General features: G+C 73.5%; 18 protein-coding genes and 1 tRNA gene. All 19 read right to left on the bottom strand.

Annotation, left to right across the window (positions count from 1 at the left end):
- Nucleotides 1-74 precede the first annotated feature (74 nt).
- The gene (locus ACT17Q_RS07775; RefSeq protein ID WP_444665292.1) at nt 75-629 is read right to left on the bottom strand and encodes an adenine phosphoribosyltransferase; all 555 of its coding nucleotides are present in this window, start codon (nt 627-629) and stop codon (nt 75-77) included.
- On the bottom strand, nt 626-1,720 hold the full coding sequence (gene secF / locus ACT17Q_RS07770) for a protein translocase subunit SecF (protein ID WP_444665291.1): 1,095 nt from the start codon (nt 1,718-1,720) through the stop codon (nt 626-628). Before secF ends, ACT17Q_RS07775 begins: the two co-directional genes overlap by 4 nt.
- On the bottom strand, nt 1,720-3,669 hold the full coding sequence (secD, locus tag ACT17Q_RS07765) for a protein translocase subunit SecD (protein WP_444665372.1): 1,950 nt from the start codon (nt 3,667-3,669) through the stop codon (nt 1,720-1,722). Before secD ends, secF begins: the two co-directional genes overlap by 1 nt.
- 144 nt (nt 3,670-3,813) lie before the next feature.
- Nucleotides 3,814-4,269, bottom strand: coding sequence for a preprotein translocase subunit YajC (gene yajC / locus ACT17Q_RS07760; RefSeq protein WP_232514663.1), 456 nt, complete (start codon nt 4,267-4,269; stop codon nt 3,814-3,816).
- A gap of 157 nt (nt 4,270-4,426) precedes the next feature.
- Nucleotides 4,427-5,500 carry a Holliday junction branch migration DNA helicase RuvB gene (ruvB, locus tag ACT17Q_RS07755; protein WP_444665290.1) on the bottom strand — a complete coding sequence of 358 codons (1,074 nt, stop codon included), beginning with the start codon at nt 5,498-5,500 and terminating at the stop codon, nt 4,427-4,429.
- A complete protein-coding gene (gene ruvA / locus ACT17Q_RS07750) occupies nt 5,493-6,116 on the bottom strand; it encodes a Holliday junction branch migration protein RuvA (RefSeq protein WP_444665289.1) in 624 nt (207 codons plus the stop codon). The genes ruvB and ruvA overlap by 8 nt, the downstream gene beginning before the upstream one ends.
- A gap of 95 nt (nt 6,117-6,211) precedes the next feature.
- The gene (ruvC, locus tag ACT17Q_RS07745; RefSeq protein ID WP_444665288.1) at nt 6,212-6,772 is read right to left on the bottom strand and encodes a crossover junction endodeoxyribonuclease RuvC; all 561 of its coding nucleotides are present in this window, start codon (nt 6,770-6,772) and stop codon (nt 6,212-6,214) included.
- A 178-nt stretch (nt 6,773-6,950) separates the two neighbouring features.
- The gene (locus tag ACT17Q_RS07740) at nt 6,951-7,706 is read right to left on the bottom strand and encodes a YebC/PmpR family DNA-binding transcriptional regulator (protein ID WP_141319228.1); all 756 of its coding nucleotides are present in this window, start codon (nt 7,704-7,706) and stop codon (nt 6,951-6,953) included.
- 7 nt (nt 7,707-7,713) lie between these two features.
- On the bottom strand, nt 7,714-8,319 hold the full coding sequence (gene pdxT, locus ACT17Q_RS07735; protein ID WP_268534280.1) for a pyridoxal 5'-phosphate synthase glutaminase subunit PdxT: 606 nt from the start codon (nt 8,317-8,319) through the stop codon (nt 7,714-7,716).
- Between the two features lie 88 nt (nt 8,320-8,407).
- The gene (locus ACT17Q_RS07730; RefSeq protein ID WP_444665287.1) at nt 8,408-9,592 is read right to left on the bottom strand and encodes a pyridoxal phosphate-dependent aminotransferase; all 1,185 of its coding nucleotides are present in this window, start codon (nt 9,590-9,592) and stop codon (nt 8,408-8,410) included.
- A 69-nt stretch (nt 9,593-9,661) separates the two neighbouring features.
- Nucleotides 9,662-10,315, bottom strand: a complete 654-nt coding sequence (locus tag ACT17Q_RS07725) for an NUDIX hydrolase (RefSeq protein ID WP_232514664.1) — start codon at nt 10,313-10,315, stop codon at nt 9,662-9,664.
- Nucleotides 10,312-11,160, bottom strand: coding sequence for a pyridoxal 5'-phosphate synthase lyase subunit PdxS (pdxS, locus tag ACT17Q_RS07720; protein WP_208405197.1), 849 nt, complete (start codon nt 11,158-11,160; stop codon nt 10,312-10,314). The genes ACT17Q_RS07725 and pdxS overlap by 4 nt, the downstream gene beginning before the upstream one ends.
- A gap of 261 nt (nt 11,161-11,421) precedes the next feature.
- The gene (locus tag ACT17Q_RS07715; RefSeq protein ID WP_094180114.1) at nt 11,422-12,099 is read right to left on the bottom strand and encodes a hypothetical protein; all 678 of its coding nucleotides are present in this window, start codon (nt 12,097-12,099) and stop codon (nt 11,422-11,424) included.
- Nucleotides 12,096-13,292, bottom strand: coding sequence for a glycosyltransferase family 4 protein (locus ACT17Q_RS07710; RefSeq protein ID WP_444665371.1), 1,197 nt, complete (start codon nt 13,290-13,292; stop codon nt 12,096-12,098). The genes ACT17Q_RS07715 and ACT17Q_RS07710 overlap by 4 nt, the downstream gene beginning before the upstream one ends.
- A gap of 20 nt (nt 13,293-13,312) precedes the next feature.
- A complete protein-coding gene (locus ACT17Q_RS07705) occupies nt 13,313-14,293 on the bottom strand; it encodes a phosphatidylinositol mannoside acyltransferase (RefSeq protein ID WP_444665286.1) in 981 nt (326 codons plus the stop codon).
- Entirely contained in the window at nt 14,290-14,934 is a 645-nt protein-coding gene (gene pgsA / locus ACT17Q_RS07700) for a phosphatidylinositol phosphate synthase (RefSeq protein WP_094180117.1), read from the bottom strand. The genes ACT17Q_RS07705 and pgsA overlap by 4 nt, the downstream gene beginning before the upstream one ends.
- 4 nt (nt 14,935-14,938) lie before the next feature.
- Nucleotides 14,939-15,508 (bottom strand): HIT family protein, encoded by a 570-nt coding sequence (locus tag ACT17Q_RS07695; RefSeq protein ID WP_232514761.1) that lies wholly within the window; start codon nt 15,506-15,508, stop codon nt 14,939-14,941.
- 36 nt (nt 15,509-15,544) lie between these two features.
- Entirely contained in the window at nt 15,545-17,560 is a 2,016-nt protein-coding gene (gene thrS, locus ACT17Q_RS07690; protein WP_444665285.1) for a threonine--tRNA ligase, read from the bottom strand.
- Between the two features lie 242 nt (nt 17,561-17,802).
- Nucleotides 17,803-17,877, bottom strand: a tRNA-Val gene (locus tag ACT17Q_RS07685).
- Between the last annotated feature and the right edge of the window lie 445 nt (nt 17,878-18,322).

Below are 18,322 nucleotides of genomic sequence, written 5' to 3'. Positions count from 1 at the left end.
GGGCCCGCCGAGGGACCCGTGCCGGCGGGCTCACCGCGTGCGCTCGCGTGCCCGCGGTGAGCCCGGACGACGTCTCAGTCGACGGTGAGCACCGTGTCGACGGACAGCCCGGGCAGGTGCGCACGCCCGCCCAGACCCGCGAGCTCCACGAGGAACGACAGGCCGACGACGTCCGCGCCGCAGGAGCGCAGCAGCCCGACCGTCGCGGCGGCCGTGCCGCCCGTGGCGAGCACGTCGTCCACGACGAGCACCCGCGCACCGGGGGTGATGGTCGCCGGGTGGATCTCGATCTCGGCCTCGCCGTACTCGAGCGCGTACGTGGCCGTCGCGGTCGGGCCGGGCAGCTTGCCGGCCTTGCGGACAGGCACGAGGCCCGCGCCGAGCGCGGTCGCGACCGGGCCGGCGAGCAGGAAGCCGCGAGCCTCCATGCCCGCCACCAGGTCGACCTGACCCGCCACCGACGCCATGGCCGCCACGACGTCCGCGAACGCGCGCGCGTCGGCGAGCAACGGCGTGATGTCGCGGAACAGCACTCCCGGCTGCGGGTAGTCGGGTACGAGCCGGACGAGCTCGGTGACCCGGCGCGCGACGGCGTCGCGGGCCGGGTCACCGGTGACGAGGTCACTCATCGCGCGGGCTTGCGCCGCTTCGGCTGCGCGGCCTGCCCCTGGTGCGCGCCCGGCCGGAGCTGGCCCACGGCCCGGACGGTCGACGCCGCCGCGACGGCCTCGCCCTCCGCTCCGGGGACGCGCGAGGCGAGGACCTTGGCGGTGTGCGCCTTGATGCGCGGCTCGCGCTCGCGCAGGCTCACCTCGAGCGGCGTCGCGAGGAAGATCGACGAGTACGCGCCGACGAGCATGCCGACGAAGAGCGCGAGCGCGATGTCGCGCAGCGTGCCCGCACCGAGGATGAACGCGCCGACGAAGAGGATCGCGGACACCGGCAGCAGCGCGACGACGGAGGTGTTGATCGACCGCACCAGCGTCTGGTTGACCGCGAGGTTGGCCTTCTCCGCGTACGTGAACCGCGTCTGGTCGAGCGTGTCGGCGGTGTTCTCCCGCACCTTGTCGAACACCACGACGGTGTCGTAGATCGAGTACCCGAGGATCGTCAGGAAGCCGATCACCGTCGCGGGCGTGACCTCCCAGCCGACACCCGCGTACAGGCCGACCGTGATCACCAGGTCGTGGATGAGCGCGATGAGCGCGGCCAGCGCCATGCGCCAGTTCCGGAAGTACGCCGTCATCACGACCGAGACGAACACCAGGAACACGACGATGCCGCTGATGGCCTTGCTGGACACGTCAGCGCCCCAGGTGGGGCCGACGAACTGCGTCGTGATCTCGTCCTGCGAGACGTCGAACGCGGCCTGCAGCGCCGAGGCGACCTCCTTGAGCTCGGCGTCCGTGAGCTCGGCGACCTGGATGCGCAGCGAGTCCCCTCCGAGGTTGGTCACCTCGGGCGACTCCTGCGACGCGACCGCGAGCACTGTGTCGATCGCGAGCTGCTGGTCGCGCTCGCCCTCGATGCCCGAGACGACGAACTCCGAGCCCCCGCGGAACTCGATCCCGGGGTTGAGCCCCGGCTTCACGAGCAGGAACCCCGAGATCAGCACGAGGATCGCCGACGCCAGGTAGAAGGCCCGGCGGTGGCCGACGATGTCGTACGAACGGCGGCCCGTGTACAGGTCGTTGCCCCACTGGGCGAATCCGACGGCCATCAGCGCTCGCTCCCCTCGGCCGGCGCGTCGCCGGTCGCGTCGTCGGTCGGTGCGTCAGCGACCGGGTCCTGCGCGAGGCGCTGCTGCGCCGCACGCTCGGCCGCCTTGCGCTGCGCGATCGTCAGCCCGTCCCCGCGGCCACCGACACCGGACGCGACAGGCGTCCGGACCTCGGCGGCCAGCGAGCCCTCGCCGGGCTCGGTGTCCTCGCGCCGGCCCATCGCGACCTTGCCGCGGCCGACGTAACGCGTCCCCGGCACACCGAGGCGGCGCGGGTCGAGGCCGGATGCCGCGTGGCCCTCGTTGAAGAACCTCGTCTTGGCGATGAGCTCCATCACCGGGTGCGTGAACAGGAACACGACGATGACGTCGATGACCGTGGTCAGGCCCAGCGTGAACGCGAACCCTCGCACGCCACCGACGGCGAGGAAGTACAGGACGATCGCCGCGATGAGGTTCACCGCGTCGGACGCCAGGATCGTGCGGCGGGCACGCGCCCAGCCCCGCTCGACCGCGGCACCGAGCGTGCGGCCCTCACGCAGCTCGTCACGGATGCGCTCGAAGTACACGATGAACGAGTCCGCGGTGATACCGATCGCCACGATCAGACCCGCGACGCCGGGGAGCGACAGGCGGTAACCCTGCGTCCACGAGAGCAACGCGATCACACCGAACGTCAGCGTCGCGGCGACGATCAGCGACGCGACGGTCAGCAGGCCGAGCGCGCGGTACTGGATCAGCGAGTACACGACGACGAGCAGCAGGCCGATGACACCCGCGAGCAGACCCTTCTGGAGCTGCTCGGTGCCGAGCGTCGCGGAGATCTGCTGCTCCGACTGCACCTCGAAGTTGAGCGGCAGCGAGCCGAAGCTCAGGCGGTTCGCGAGCGACGCGGCGGTCGTCTGGTTGAAGCTGCCCGAGATCTGCGCCTTGCCGTTCGGGATCGTCTTGTCGACGCTCGGCGCCGAGATCACGAGGCCGTCCAGCACCATCGCGAACTGGTTCTGCGGCGTCGTGAGCGACGCCAGTCGCGTCGTGACGTCCGAGAACTCCTTGGCACCCTTGGACGTGAACTCCATGTTCACGATCCAGCGGCTGCCGATGGCGCCGTTCGCGAGGGTCTCGAGGCCCGAGCCCGCGGACGAGATCTCGGAACCGTCGATCTCGACCGGGCCGAGGATGTACTTCAGCATCGAGCTGTTGCCGTCGGAGTCGACGCCGCACGCGACGAACGCCTTGTCCGGGTCGCCCGAGACACCGCCGGCGAGGTTCGCCGGGTCCGTGCAGTCGAGCGCGTCGAACTGGGCCTGGACCTCGTCCGTGACCCAGTACGCCTTGTCGCTCGCCGACGTCGGCTCGCTCGGCGCGGTCGCGGCCGGCGACGGCTCCTGCGAGGCGGCGTCGCTCGGCTGCGCGGTCGGCTGCTCGGTGGGCTCGGCCGTGGCGGGCGCGCTCTCGTCGTCCGTCGCGTCGGCCGTCGTGTCGCTCGACTGCGTCGGCGACGGCTCGGCGCTCTCGCCCGCGGTGGGCGCCGACGTCGGCTCGGCGCTCGGGTCGGCGCTGGGACCGGCACTCGGGTCGGCGCTCGGGTCGGCCGTCGGCTGCGCGGTGATCGCGTAGTCCTCGACGAGCACCGGGCGGAACTCCATGTGCGACGACCGGCTCACCGTCGCGATGGTCTCCTCGGACGCCTTGCCGGGGATCGCGACGACGATGTTGTTGCCGCCCTGGCTGGAGATCTCCGCCTCGGCGACACCGGAGCCGTCGACGCGCTGCCGGATGACGTTGATCGCCTGGGTGATGTCCTCCGAGGTCGGCTGCCGGCCGTCGGTGGTCACCGGGGTCAGGATGATCTGCGTACCGCCCTCGAGGTCGAGGGCGAGCTTGGGCGTCCAGGTCGCGTCGGACGTCTTCGTTCCGATGAAGACCGCGATGAACGGCAGGAGCATGAGGACCACGAGCGTGATCAGCGTGCGGACCGGCCGGCGGCGGCGTGTGGGTGGGGCCAACGGAGTTCTTCTCTCGTGCGCGCACCGGTCGCGCGTGCGACCGGTGGGGACTGGGTCCGACGAACCGCTCGTCGGACCGCGGGACTACTTCCGGTCGGTGTCGTCGTCGCCGCGGGACGGCGGCAGCGACGACAGGTCGTCGGGCACGTCGATCGGCTCGTCGTCGAGTCGGTCGGCGGGCTCGTCGTCCTCGGTGCCGTCCTCGTCGGACGGCTGGTCGTCGGCGACGGGCGCCTCGACCTTCTTGGCGATCGCGGCGCGGACCCAGCGCGTGCGGCTGCCCGGGGTCGACTCCAGCGTGATCGTGTCGTCCTCGACCTCGACCACGACGCCCATCATCCCGGACGCGGTCATGACCTCGTCGCCGGGCTGGAGGGTGCTGCGGAACTCCTGCTGCGCGCGCTGCTGCTTGCGGCTCTTGCGCGACATGAACCAGAACGCGGCCACCGCGAGGATGAGGATCAGGTACATCGAGTAGCCGCCACCACCGGTGGTGGCGGCCGCGGTATCGGCGGCAGGCGCGGCGTTGAGCAGAGTCACAGCGGGGTCCTCACGTTCGATCGTGTCCGGGGCAGTCTAGGCGTAGCCGCCCAGCGCTCCAACGCACGTCCAGGTGCGGGCGTTCCCGTACCGCGGGGAGCCTCTCACACGCGGCCGTCATCCGGGCACGGCTGGGACGAACTGCCCACGCCGACCTTCAGGCGAACAGCGTCCCCGGGTCCCGCGGTGGCGTCAGGCCCAGGTGGGACCAGGCCGCCGGCAGCGCCACCCGGCCGCGCGGCGTCCGGCCCACGAGGCCCTCACGCACCAGGAACGGCTCGGCGACCGTCTCGACCGTCTCGGGCTCCTCGCCCACGGCCACGGCCAGCGTCGTCAGCCCGACCGGTCCGCCGCCGAACCGCAGGCACAGCGCCTCGAGCACGGAGCGGTCGAGCCGGTCCAGGCCGCGCTCGTCGACCTCGTACACCTCGAGCGCCGCGCGCGCCGCCGCCAGGCTCAGCGTCCCGTCGCCGCGCACCTCGGCCCAGTCGCGCACGCGGCGCAGGAGCCGGTTCGCGATGCGGGGGGTGCCGCGCGAGCGCGACGCGATCTCCCGTGCCGCGGCGCCCGCGAGCTGCACGCCCAGCAGCCCGGCCGAGCGCAGCAGCACCTGCTCGAGCTCGTCGGCGTCGTAGAAGTCGAGGTGGCCCGTGAAGCCGAACCGGTCGCGCAGCGGTGCGGGCAGGAGACCCGCACGCGTCGTCGCGCCGACCACGGTGAACGGCGGGAGCGACAGGGGGATCGCGGACGCGCCCGCACCCTTGCCGACGACCACGTCCACCCGGAAGTCCTCCATCGCGACGTACAGCAGCTCCTCCGCGGGCCGCGCGATGCGGTGGATCTCGTCGAGGAACAGCACCTCGCCCTCCTCGAGCGAGGACAGCACGGCCGCCAGGTCGCCCGCGTGCTGGATCGCGGGGCCGCTCGTCACGCGCAGCGACGCGCCGAGCTCGGCGGCGACGATCATCGCGAGCGTCGTCTTGCCCAACCCGGGCGGACCGGACAGGAGGACGTGGTCGGGCGCCCTCCCCCGTCCCCGGGCGGCGTCGAGCACCACGGACAACTGCTCGCGCACCACCCGCTGCCCGACGAACTCCGCGAGCCGCCGCGGGCGCAGGGCCGCCTCCGCGGCCCGCTCCAGGTCGTCCGCGCCCGCGTGCACGAGCGACTCCGCGGGGAACCGCTCCGTGACGAGCTCGACGTCGGAGCGCTCGTCGTCCCGGTCAGCCACGGCCACCACCCAGGCTCCGCAGGGCCGCCCGCAGCACCCCCGGCACCTCGTCGGCGCGCAGCGGGCCCTCGACGTCCTCGAGCACGGACTCGACGGCCTGCTCGGCGACCTTGGCGTTCCAGCCGAGGCCGACGAGCGCGTCGACGACCTGCTGGCGCCGGTCGTCCCCGGTGGGCGCGGCGGCCTGCGGCTGCCCGCCCATCACGGCCGGGGCCGGGGCACCCAGCCGGTCCTTGAGCTCGAGCACGATGCGCTGCGCGCCCTTGCGTCCGATGCCGGGCACGCGCTCGAGCGCCTTGAGGTCCTCGTCGGCGACCGCCCGGCGCAGCCCGTCCGGCGTGTGCACCGCGAGCATCGCCAGCGCCAGGCGCGGGCCGACCCCGCTGACCGTCTGCACCGTCTCGAACACCTCGCGCTCGTCGTCGTCCGCGAAGCCGAACAGGGTGAGCGAGTCCTCCCGCACGACGAGCGAGGTGTGCAACGTCGACTCCTGCCCGACGCGCAGCTGCGCGAGCGTGGCGGGGGTCGCCTGCACGAGCATCCCGACGCCCCCGACCTCGACCACCGCCGAGTCCAGCCGCACCGCGAGCACCGTCCCGCGTACCGAGGCGATCACGCGCCCTCCCTCGTCGTCACGGCCGTCCGCTGGTCGTCGGGACGGCCTGCCCGGGCCACTCTCCCACAGGGGCGAACATCTGTACGAACGACACGCTAGCGCCGCGCCGCCTGCTCCGCCGCGGCCCAGGCGCGCTGCGCCGGGGTCAGGGCCGACCCGGGGCGCTGCGGCGCGCCCAGCGCCCCGGCCGGCCGCCACAGGTGGCAGATCGCGAGCGCCAGCGCGTCCGCCGCGTCCGCGGGCCGGGGCACCTCGTCGAGCCGCAGGAGACGCGCGACCATCGTCTGCACCTGCGGCTTGTCCGCACGGCCGCTGCCCGTCACCGCGGCCTTCACCTCGGACGGGGTGTGCAGCGCGACGGGGATGCGCCGACGCGCGGCGGCGACCATCGCGAGTCCGGCGACCTGCGCGGTGCCCATGACCGTCCGGACGTTGTGCTGCGCGAACACCCGCTCGACGGCCACCGTGTCGGGCGCGTGCTCCTCGAGCCACTCCTCGATCCGCCGCTCGATCACGAGCAGCCGCTGGTCCATGTCGAGCGTCGGCGCGGACGTCGCCACGCCCACCGCGACGAGCTGCACGCGGCGCCCCGGCAGGCCGTCGACCACGCCGAGGCCGCACCGCGTCAGGCCGGGGTCGACACCGAGGACTCGCACGAGCGCATCGTCGCACCCCGCCGCGGGCTCCCCCGGCACCCGCGGCCGCGAGTCGCCCACGCCGCTCGTCGCGACGCGTCGGTGCCGGCCCGGGACGCGCGAGGGACGCGCGAGGGGCGCGTCACCCGCAGGTGACGCGCCCCTCGTCGCGTGCTCGGACGGTCCACGCCCGGCCGGCTCAGTCGTCCTCGAGCTCGGCCATGACCTCGTCGGAGGCGTCGAAGTTCGCGTAGACGTTCTGCACGTCGTCGGAGTCCTCGAGCGCGTCGATCAGGCGCAGGATCTTGCGCGCACCCTCGGCGTCGACCTCGATCTGCGTCGACGGCCACCACACCACGTCGGCGGAGTCGTAGTCGATGCCCGCCTCCTGCAGCGCCGTCCGCACGGGCACGAGGTCGGTCGCCTCGCTCAGCACCTCGAAGGACTCGCCGAGGTCGTTGACCTCCTCGCCGCCCGCCTCGAGGACGGCCTCCATGACCGCCTCCTCGTCGGTGCCCTCCTGGGGCACGACGACGACGCCCTTGCGGCTGAAGATGTACGCGACCGAGCCCGGGTCGGCCATCTGGCCGCCGTTGCGGGTGAACGCCACGCGGACGTCGGACGCCGCGCGGTTGCGGTTGTCGGTGAGGCACTCGACGAGCACCGCGACCCCACCGGGGCCGTAGCCCTCGTACATGATCGTCTGGTAGTCCGCGCCGCCGGCCTCCTGGCCCGAGCCGCGCTTGACCGCCCGGTCGATGTTGTCGTTCGGGACGGACGACTTCTTGGCCTTCTGGATGGCGTCGAACAGCGTGGGGTTGCCCGCGGGGTCACCACCGCCCGTGCGGGCGGCCACCTCGATGTTCTTGATCAGCTTCGCGAAGAGCTTGCCGCGCTTCGCGTCGATCACGGCCTTCTTGTGCTTCGTGGTGGCCCACTTGGAGTGACCCGACATGCGCTCGTTACCCCTGGGTGTCGAGGACGATCTGGACGAAGAGACGGTGCACCCGGGTGTCGCCGGTCACCTCGGGATGGAAGGAGGTCACGAGCAGCGGTCCCTGGCGGACCGCGACGATCCTACCGGCGGCCGGCCCCGACTCGACGCGCCCGACCACCGAGGCCGCCGGGCCGACCTCCTCGACCCACGGCGCACGGATGAAGACCGCGTGCAGCGGGCCGTCCTCGACGCCCTCGATCGCGAGGTCGGTCTCGAACGAGTCGACCTGACGCCCGAACGCGTTGCGCCGCACCGTGATGTCCACGCCACCGAGCGTCTGCTGCCCCTCGATCCCGCCCAGCACCCGGTCGGCGAGCAGGATCATGCCCGCGCACGAGCCGTACGCGGGCATGCCGCCGCGCAGCCGCGCACGCACCGGCTCGAACAGGTCGAACGCGCGCAGGAGCTTGTCGATCGTCGTCGACTCCCCACCCGGGATGACGAGCGCGTCGACCGCGTCGAGCTCGGAGGTGCGACGCACGGGGACCGCACGTGCGCCCTCGGACTCGAGCGCGTGCGCGTGCTCGCGCACGTCCCCCTGCAGGGCCAGGACACCGACGGTGACAGTCACCCGGCGATCCTAGGTCGCCCCCGGCGCCGCTCGGCGCGTGCGCTCACGCCCGCCGCCTCCACCGCGCGGCGGCCCTGCGGTCGCGCGGTCAGCGGGCCGCTGCGGCACGCGCCGCGCTGCCGGCCGCCGGGCGCACCTCGTCCGCGAGCCGGGACAGACCCTCGAGCAGGCGGTCGCGCGGCGCCGCCAGGCTCACGCGCACCATGCGCTGCGCGCCGCGGCCGAACGTGGACCCGGGCGCGACCGCGACGTGCCGTCGAGCGAGCAGGCGGGTCGCGAACGCGTCGGTGTCGGGCGTGCCCACGTCGACCATGAGGTAGAACGCGCCGTCGGGCTCGCTGAACCGCAGCCCGCGCGCCGTCAGCAGCCGCACCGCTGCGTCGCGCCGGTCCCAGTACGACTCGACCGCGTCGTGCACCCACTCCTGGGAGCCGGTGAGGGCGGCGAGTGCGGCCTGCTGCCCGCCCGCCGACGGGCACGCGAGCGTCCCCTCCGCGACGTGCCCGACGATCTCGACGAGCTCCGGGTCGGGCAGGTGCGCGAGTCCGATCCGCCATCCCGTCATCGCGTACGTCTTCGACATCGAGTGGAAGACGAGCACGCGCCCGTCGGTGTCGAACGCCGCGGGGCTCACGTGCGGGGTGTCGAAGGTGATCGCCTCGTAGCACTCGTCGGACAGGACCCACAGGTCGTGCCGGCGTGCGAGCTCGACGAGCGCCTCGAGCGTCGCGGCCGGGTAGACCGCGCCCGTCGGGTTGTTGGGCGAGCAGACGACGAGCGCCCGGGTGCGGGGCGTGATCGCCGCCTCGACGTCCTCGACCCGCGGGACGAAGCCCTCCCGGGCGTGCGCCGGGTAGGTCGTCGGCACCGCCGCGCACGCGCGTGCCGCCATCGCCCAGTTCGGGAACGTGGGGTCGGGCAGCAGCACCTCGTCGCCCGGCCCGAGCAGCGCGGTCATCACGGTCGCGAGCCCGTTCATCGCGCCGTGCGTCACGACGACCGAGGACGCGTCGGCGCGCGCGCCGGACCGTCGGGCGATCCGCTCCGCGCCGGCCTCCCGCAGCTCGTCGAGGCCCAGGCTCGAGGTGTAGCCGAGCCGCCCGTCGCGGCCGGCCCGCGCGACCGCGTCGAGGACGTGCGCGGGGGGTGTCGCGTCGGGTTCGCCGATCTCGAGGTGGAGCGCGTCGGGGTCGCGCAGCGCGAGCTCCATGAGCGTCCGGATGCCGCTGCGCGGGATCGCGCGCGCGGGCGAGGTCGGCGAGAGGGTCGGCATGCTCCGACGGTAGGCGGTTCAGGTCACGCGCAGGTTACCGACCAGTACGGTCACCCGCACGGGCGAGCCTCACTCCCGCGCGAGGCCCAGGTGGCGCGTCTCGCCGTCCCACTGCGGCAGCAGGCCCGCGACGAGGGTCGCGAGCCCCTCGGGGAACACCTCGATCTCGACGGCGGCGAGGTCGGCCAGCGACCACCACCGCAGCTCGTCGATCACGTCCTGCTCGAGCGCGGTCCAGCCCGAGCGGTCCTCCGCGACGAACGACGACGCCGGCACGCGCGCGAGGAAGATCTCCTCGTCCTGCCGGCAGTGCTCGAAGAAGAAGTCGAAGATCGCCGACCGCGTCAGCACCGGACCGACGAGCGCGTCGTCGGCCAGCACGATGCCCGTCTCCTCGCGCACCTCGCGCACCGCCGCCTCGCGCGCGGACTCCCCCGCGTCGATCCCGCCGCCGACCGTGAACCACCACGACCGCTCCGGCTGGTCCGCGTCGTGCCCCCGGATCAGCAGCACGCGGTCGTGCTCGTCGAGCAGGATCACGCGCGCCGCGGCGCGCGACAGCATCCCGTCCGCACCGCGGGTCCACTCCGGACCGAGCGCGTGGTCCGGTCCGGTGCCGCTGCCGTCCGGGTCCCCGGCGTCGTCGGCCGGCGGACCGGCGGGCACGACGAGGGCCGCGGGCTCCTCGTCGCCCGCGGCCCTCGTCGAACCCGGTGAGGTCACCAGCCCCGCTCGGCCAGGCGGTGCGGCACCGGCACGTCGTCGACGTTGATGCCGACCATCGCCTCGCCGAGGCCGCGCGAGACCTTCGCGATGACGTCCGGGTCGTCGTAGAACGTCGTCGCCTTGACGATCGCCGCGGCGCGCTCGGCCGGGTTGCCCGACTTGAAGATGCCCGAGCCGACGAACACGCCCTCGGCACCGAGCTGCATCATCATGGCCGCGTCCGCGGGCGTCGCGATGCCACCCGCGGTGAACAGCACCACCGGGAGCTTGCCCGCGGTCGCGACCTCCTTGACGAGCTCGTACGGGGCCTGCAGCTCCTTGGCGGCGAGGTACAGCTCGTCCTCGGGCAGCGAGGTGAGGCGGCGGATCTCGTCGCGCAGCGTGCGCATGTGGGTCGTCGCGTTGGACACGTCGCCCGTGCCCGCCTCGCCCTTGGAGCGGATCATCGCCGCACCCTCGGTGATGCGGCGCAGCGCCTCGCCCAGGTTGGTCGCACCGCACACGAACGGCACCGTGAACGCCCACTTGTCGATGTGGTGGGCGTAGTCCGCGGGCGTGAGGACCTCGGACTCGTCGACGTAGTCGACTCCGAGGCTCTGCAGCACCTGCGCCTCGACGAAGTGCCCGATGCGCGCCTTGGCCATGACCGGGATCGAGACGGCCTCGATGATGCCGTCGATCAGGTCCGGGTCGCTCATGCGCGCCACGCCACCCTGCGCGCGGATGTCCGCCGGCACGCGCTCGAGCGCCATGACGGCGACGGCGCCCGCGTCCTCGGCGATCTTCGCCTGCTCCGCGGTGACGACGTCCATGATGACGCCGCCCTTGAGCATCTCGGCCATGCCGCGCTTGACGCGCGCGGTGCCGACGACGCCGGCCGCGTCGCTCGTGGGGGTGGGCTGGCTGGTGTCGCTGGTCACGTCGAGCCTCGCAGGTGGAAAGTGCGGTCACGGGGTGTGCGGTCGGGGGGTGCCGTCGCGCGTGGGCGGGACGTCCACACGAGGACGGGCACCACGACGGACCGACCCGGCCATCCTAGTGCGTGGCGCACCGGCACCCGCCCGCACGTCTCACGCGCGGCACGCCCCGGCGCCGCTGCGGGGTCAGCCGACGCCGGGCCGCGCGAGCGCCTCCGGCCACGCGTCGTCGAGCTCCAGCGTGCGCGGCTCGGGCGCGTGCCCGGCGAGCCGCAGGAGCCGCACGAACCGCCCCCGGCGCACGCGCTGCGCCTGCAGCACCGCCTCGTTGTGGAACCGACGAGCGATCTCCGCCCGGTACCAGGCCGAGCTCAGTGCGTCGAGGAGCTCGTCACCGCCCGGGACGGCGCGCATCGCGGCGATCTCGTCCGGGTCGTCGAGCACCGCGCGCAGCGTCGCGCTCAGCTCGCTCTCCACCTCGCCGCGCTCGTCGCGCAGCTCCTCGACCGTCGCCAGGGCGCCCTCCGTGGGCGACGACAGGGCACGCTCACCGCTCGACCGCGGGTCCGACAGCAGCAGCGCGAGCAGCTCGGGCGGTGCGTCGGGGCGCGCGACCGCGCTGTCCGCGGCGAGCGCCGACCACGCGGCCTCCCCCACGAGGACCGACGAGACCGGGTCCAGCAGGCCCGACGTCGCGAGCTCGGCGGCCACCGTCGCGCGTCGGACGAGCTGCGCCTGCACGACGCTGCGCGACGCACCCACCTTGCGATGCAGCCGGTCGAGCCGGGACGCCGCGACCCACACCGACCACACCAGCACGGCGAGCACCACGACGACGACGCCCGCGACCTCGGACCACCTCATCGGGCCTCACCCCGGTTGCGGCGCAGCTCCATGAGCCGCGCGCCGCGCAGCGAGGACGGGTCCTCGCCCACGGGCGCGTGCCCTCCGGCGACGGCCATCTCGTACACGGCGAGCACCTGGTCCGTCACCGCGGACCAGTCGTACCGGCGGACCACGGCACGCGCGTGCGCCTCGACGCGCGTGCGCAGGTCCGCGTCCGCGAGCACCCGCACGAGCGTGCGGGCCAGGTCGTCGCTGTCGCCCGTCCGGAACAGCACGCCGGCCGCCCCGTCGTCGAGCACGCGCGAGAACGCGCCCAGGTCGCTCGCGACGACGGTGGCGCCCGCGCTCATCGCCTCGACCAGCACGATGCCGAAGCTCTCCCCCCCGGTCTGCGGGGCGACGTACACGTCGACCGACGCGAGCAGCCTGGCCTTGTCCTCGTCGGACACCCCGCCGAGGAACTCGACGGCACCGGCCCGGTCCCCCAGCACCTCGCGCGCCTGCTCCTGCCCCGTCTCGCCGCGGCCCGCGACGAGGAACCGCGCACCGGGCACGTGCGCGAGCACCTCCCGCACCGCGCCGAGCAGGACGCCCAGGCCCTTGCGCGGCTCGTCGAGCCGGCCGAGGAACGCGATCGTGGGCGCCTGCGGCGACCCGGTCCAGCGCGGGTCGGGCTCGGCCGCCTCGAACGTGTCCACGTACACGCCGTTCGGGATGACCACGGCGTCACCGCCGAGGTGGTCGACGAGCGTGCGGCGCGCGTCCTCCGAGACGGCGATGCGCGCGGAGATCTTCTCGAGCGACTGCCGCACGAGCGGGAACGCCACCTGCAGCGAGCGCGAACGCACGGTCGAGGTGTGGAACGTCGCGACGACGGGGCCGTCCGCGATCCACAGCGCCAGCATCGACAGGCTCGGCGTCACCGGCTCGTGCAGGTGCAGCACGTCGAACCGGCCCTGCTCGAGCCACTTGCGGGTGCGTGCGGCGGTCACGGGGCCGAACGTGAGGCGCGCGACGGAGCCGTTGTAGCGGACGGGGACGGCCCGGCCCGCGGCCGTGAGGTAGTCGGGCACCGGGGTGTCGTCGTCGGCAGGAGCGAGCACCTCGACCGCGTGACCCCGCGAGAGCAGCGCCTCCGCGAGGTCCCGGACGTGGAACTGCACCCCGCCGGGCACGTCGTACGAGTAGGGGCAGACGATGCCCACGCGCAGCGCGCGCGTCGCGGGCGCGGTCATGACGCCTCCACCCGCTCGTCGAGCTCCCCGGCCCGCCGCCGCGTGGCCGCGTACCGCTCGGGGTCGAGGTCCTCGACGAACACGCGCTGGAGCATGTGCCAGTCCTGCGGGCGCCGGTGCAGGCACTCCGCGAGGCGGTCCACCCACGCCTGCGTCAGGACCCGCACCTGCTCGGCGCGCGGCACGTCGCGGCTCACGGGCTCCACGGGCACGAAGTCGATGCGCAGACCCCACGGGGTCCCGGCGCGCCGTCGGCGTTCACCCCGGAGCCGCTCGTACGTGATCGCCGTCGCGAACAGCGGCGCCCCGGACGCGAGCGACAGCGCGGCCGGTCCGGCCGCGACACGCGCCCGGTGGCCGAACAGGTCGACCTCGACGCCGCGGTGCGTCAGGTCACGGTCCGCGAGCAGCGGGACGATGCCGCCCTGCGGTGCGCGCGCGACGCGCAGCAGCTCGCGGAACACGTCGCCGTCACCCAGCGCGAGGATCCTCATGCCGAGGCCCTCGCGGAACCGCAGGAACTCCTCGTAGACCTGCGGCGGCTCGAGCCGCTCGGCGACGGTCGTGACGTGCGCGACGTTGCGCGTCGCCCACGCTCCCGCGAGGTCCCAGTTCCCCAGGTGCCCGAGCGCGAGCACCACGGCGCGCCCCTGCGCGACGTGGTCCTGGATCGCGTCGAGCCCGACGGCGCGCACGCGCGCGTCGATCTGGTCGCCGGTGGAGCCGCCCAGCGAGAACGCCTCGACGAAGTAGCGCAGGTAGGACCGCATCGCGGCGCGCGACAGCCGGCGCAGCTGTGCCGCGTCGAGCTCGGGGCGCACGCGCGCGAGGTTCTTCTCCAGCCGCCGGACCCCGTCACCGTGCCGCCACCACGTGACGTCGGCGCCCAGGTTCGCGGCGCCCCGCAGCACGGGTCCCGGCACGCGGTGCGCGTGCCGCCACGCGAACGCGTAGAGCGCCCCGACGTCGAGCCTCACGCGCCGGCCCCCGCGGCGCCGTCGGACGGCGCGACCTCGAGCGCGCGCGCCTGCCGGCGCACCTTGGCCATGCGCTGCACCACGGTCACGGCGGAGGCGACCGTGAGGAGGCCGAGCACCACGGTGAGGACGACGACGGGCAGACCGAACCCGACCAGGCCGGTCGCGCCGAGCACGAGCAGCAACCGGTCCGCGCGCTCGGCGATGCCGCCCGAGCCGTTCATGCCCAGCCCCTCGGCCCGCGCCCGCGCGTAGGGCACGACGGACCCGAGCACGAGCGCGGCGAGCGCGAGCGTGGCGGTCAGCTCGTCGTCACCGACCCCGAAGCCCCACAGCACGATCCCGCCGAAGATCGCGGCGTCCCCGAACCGGTCGAGCGTCGAGTCGAGGAACGCACCCCACGGACCCGAGCGACCTGCCTGCCGGGCCATGACGCCGTCGAGCGAGTCGGTCAGCGCGAACACCGCGATGACGAGCGACCCGGCGAGGAAGTGGCCGGTGGGGAACGCCCACAGAGCGGTGACCACGACGACGAGCGTGCCCGTGACCGTCACGGCGTCGGGCGAGACGCCCGCGCGCAGCAGCACCCGCGCGACGGGCGTGAACAGGCGGGTCATGGCCCCGCGGAGTCGGTTCAGCACGCGGTCATCTCCCGGTGGTGGACGGCTGGGGCCACGCGGCGGCGAGCCGCGCCCGCGTGTCGGCGAGCAGCTCGGGCAGGGCCCGGCTGCGGCCCACGACGGGCAGGAAGTTCGAGTCGCCGTCCCACCGCGGCACGACGTGCTGGTGCAGGTGCGCCGCGATGCCGGCCCCCGCGACGTCGCCCTGGTTCATCCCCAGGTTGAACCCGCTGGGCGACATCACCGCGCGCAGCACGCGCATCGCCGTCTGCGTGAGCGACCCGACCTCCGCGAGCTCGTCGTCCGTGAGGTCGGTGTAGTCCGGCACGTGGCGGTACGGGCAGACGAGCACGTGGCCCGGGTTGTACGGGTACAGGTTCATGACCACGTACGCCCGCTGCCCGCGCGCGACGACGAGACCCTGCTCGTCGTCCTGCGTGGGGATGCGGCAGAACGGGCAGCCGGGCCCCGCGGCGGCGTCGACGGGCTTGTTCTCCCCGCCGATGTACGCCATGCGGTGCGGGGTCCACAGCCGCTGGAAGCCGTCCGGCTCGCCGGCGAGATCGCGCGCGTCGACGAGCTCGGGACTCGTCACGCCGGCGTCCGGACGGTGCCGGTCGTCAGCCACGGCTCAGACCTGCGTGTGGTCACGGACCGCGGCGACGATCCGCTCGACCGCCTCGGCCACCGGCACCCCGTTCTCCTGGCGGCCGTCGCGGTAGCGGAACGAGACCGCACCCGCCTCGACGTCCTCGCCGCCCGCGATGAGCACGAACGGGATCTTCTGCGTGCTCGCGTTGCGGATCTTCTTGCCGAAGCGGTCGTCGGAACGGTCCACCTCAGCGCGGATCCCCTGCGCGCGCAGCTGCGCGACGACGTCGTCGAGGTAGCCCTCGAACGGCTCCGCGACCGGCACCGCGAGCACCTGGACGGGTGCGAGCCACGCCGGGAACGCGCCCGCGTAGTGCTCGACGAGGATGCCGAAGAAGCGCTCGATCGACCCGAACAGCGCGCGGTGGATCATCACGGGACGCTGGCGCGACCCGTCGGGAGCCGTGTACTCGAGCTCGAACAGCTCCGGCTCGAAGAAGTCGAGCTGGATGGTCGAGAGCTGCCAGGTGCGGCCGATCGCGTCCTTGACCTGCACCGAGATCTTCGGGCCGTAGAACGCGGCGCCGCCCGGGTCGTCGACCAGGTGCAGCCCGGACGCCGTGGCGACCTCGCGCAGGGTCTCGGTCGCCTCGTGCCAGGTCGCGTCGTCGCCCACCGACTTCTCGGGGTCGCGGGTCGACAGCTCGAGGTAGAAGTCGTCGAGGCCGTAGTCGCGCAGCAGGTCGAGCACGAAGGTCAGCAGCGAGCCGAGCTCCTCGCGCATCTGCTCACGCGTGGTGTAGATGTGCGCGTCGTCCTGGGTGAAGCCGCGCGCGCGGGTCAGGCCGTGCACGACGCCGGACTTCTCGTAGCGGTACACCGTCCCGAACTCGAACAGCCGCAGCGGCAGCTCGCGGTACGAGCGCCCGCGCGAGCGGTAGACGAGGTTGTGCATCGGGCAGTTCATGGGCTTGAGGTAGTAGTCCTGGCCCTCACGCTTGACCGTCCCGTCCTCGTGGAGCTCGGTGTCGAGCTTCATCGGGGGGTACATGCCGTCGGCGTACCACTCAAGGTGACGCGAGGTGTGGAACAGCTTGGCCTTGGTGATGTGCGGGCTGTTGACGAACGAGTAGCCCGCCTCGACGTGCCGACGGCGCGAGTACTCCTCCATCTCCATGCGCACGATCCCGCCCTTGGGGTGGAACACGGCCAGGCCCGAGCCGATCTCGTCGGGGAACGAGAACAGGTCGAGCTCGTTGCCGAGCCGGCGGTGGTCGCGCCGCTCCGCCTCGGCGAGCCGGTCCAGGTGCGCCTTGAGCTCGTCCTTGCTGGGCCACGCGGTGCCGTACACGCGCTGCAGCTGCGGGTTCTTCTCGCTGCCGCGCCAGTAGGCCGCGGCCGACCGCATGAGCTGGAAGCCGTTGCCGATCAGCCGGGTGCTCGGCAGGTGCGGGCCACGGCACAGGTCCTGCCAGACGACCGTCTCGCTCTCCCGGCCGGCGCCGCGCACGTTCTGGTAGATCGACAGCCCGCCGAGGCCGACCTCGACGCTCGCACCGTCCGCCGCGCCCGGGTCGCCCTTGAGGCCGATGAGCTCGAGCTTGAACGGCTCGTCCGCGAGGACCTCGCGGGCCTGCTCCTCGGTCACGTCCCAGCGACGGAAGGTCTGCCCCTCCTTGACGATGCGCGACATGACCTTCTCGAGCGCGCGCAGGTCCTCGGGGGTGAACGGGGTCTCGACGTCGAAGTCGTAGTAGAAGCCGTCCGTGATCGGCGGGCCGATGCCCAGCTTGGCGGTCGGGTTGACCTCCTGGACGGCCTGCGCGAGCACGTGCGCCGCGCTGTGCCGCAGCACGGCCAGCCCGTCGGGCTCGTGCACGCTCACCGGCTCGACGACCTTCGCGCCCTCGGGCAGCGGCAGGTGCAGGTCGCGCAGCTCGCCGTCCACGCGTACGACGACGACGTCCTTGCGGTCACCGAAGAGGTCCGTGCCCGTCGTGCCCGCCTGCACCGTGGTCGCGGTTCCGTCGACGGTGAGGGCGATCTGATCAGGCACGGGGTGGTGGCCTTCCTCGGGAGCTCGCGCGGTCACCCGCGCGACGTGGGACTCCGCCGGGCAGCGGACCCGTCGATGCTACCTGCGCAGGTCGCCGACCTCGCGCGCATCGCCACGACGAGGACCGCGTCTCGACGAGGACGGAGCCAGGACGAGGAAGAAGCCCGGACGAGGGCCGCGCCACGGCGCGACAGCGGCCGGGGACGACGAAGGCCGCCTCGCGGCGGCCTTCGTCGATGTGGTGGTGGGCGATACTGGGTTCGAACCAGTGACCTCCTCGGTGTGAACGAGGCGCTCTACCACTGAGCCAATCGCCCGTCCGCCGGCAGGGCCGACGTGCACCACCCGTGAGCGGCGCAGACGGAATGCTACCCGGGATGCGCACAGATTCCGAACCGGGCCCGGCGCAGGGTCCCACCCGCAGGTCGGGCACGTCCTCGACCCCCCGGACGGGTGATGCGGGACCGCCGCACGGCCCCCACGGCGCCGCGCCGACGGTCTCCGCCACGCACACCGGGACGGCCCGGCCGAAATCGGCCGAAAAAGTGTGCACCCGGGCCTCAAGTCCGCGCCCGGACCGACCGATCGTGCAGGGAACAAGGACGCGGCCACACGAAGGGGTGGCCGAACATGACGTGTCGGGGGCATCCTCGGACCCGGTGAGCACGGTCACCACACGTCCCACCGGGTGAACCTGGGTGCACTTCAGGTCCAATCGGGCAATCGCACTGCCATGATGGGACGAACAGCCCACGTAACGAG

It is taken from the genome of Cellulomonas sp. CW35, assembly GCF_052378485.1.
In the GTDB taxonomy this organism is placed as follows: domain Bacteria; phylum Actinomycetota; class Actinomycetes; order Actinomycetales; family Cellulomonadaceae; genus Cellulomonas; species Cellulomonas uda.
This window is presented reverse-complemented; position numbering and strand designations above follow the sequence as displayed.

Bases quoted from the DNA above. Each gene is read 5' to 3' on its own strand.
- ACT17Q_RS07775 (WP_444665292.1), bottom strand. From the start codon at position 629: ATGAGTGACCTCGTCACCGGTGACCCGGCCCGCGACGCCGTCGCGCGC.
- secF (WP_444665291.1), bottom strand. From the start codon at position 1,720: ATGGCCGTCGGATTCGCCCAGTGGGGCAACGACCTGTACACGGGCCGC.
- secD (WP_444665372.1), bottom strand. From the start codon at position 3,669: ATGCTCCTGCCGTTCATCGCGGTCTTCATCGGAACGAAGACGTCCGAC.
- ACT17Q_RS07740 (WP_141319228.1), bottom strand. From the start codon at position 7,706: ATGTCGGGTCACTCCAAGTGGGCCACCACGAAGCACAAGAAGGCCGTG.
- ACT17Q_RS07730 (WP_444665287.1), bottom strand. From the start codon at position 9,592: ATGCCGACCCTCTCGCCGACCTCGCCCGCGCGCGCGATCCCGCGCAGC.
- pdxS (WP_208405197.1), bottom strand. From the start codon at position 11,160: ATGGCCGAGATGCTCAAGGGCGGCGTCATCATGGACGTCGTCACCGCG.
- ACT17Q_RS07715 (WP_094180114.1), bottom strand. From the start codon at position 12,099: ATGAGGTGGTCCGAGGTCGCGGGCGTCGTCGTCGTGGTGCTCGCCGTG.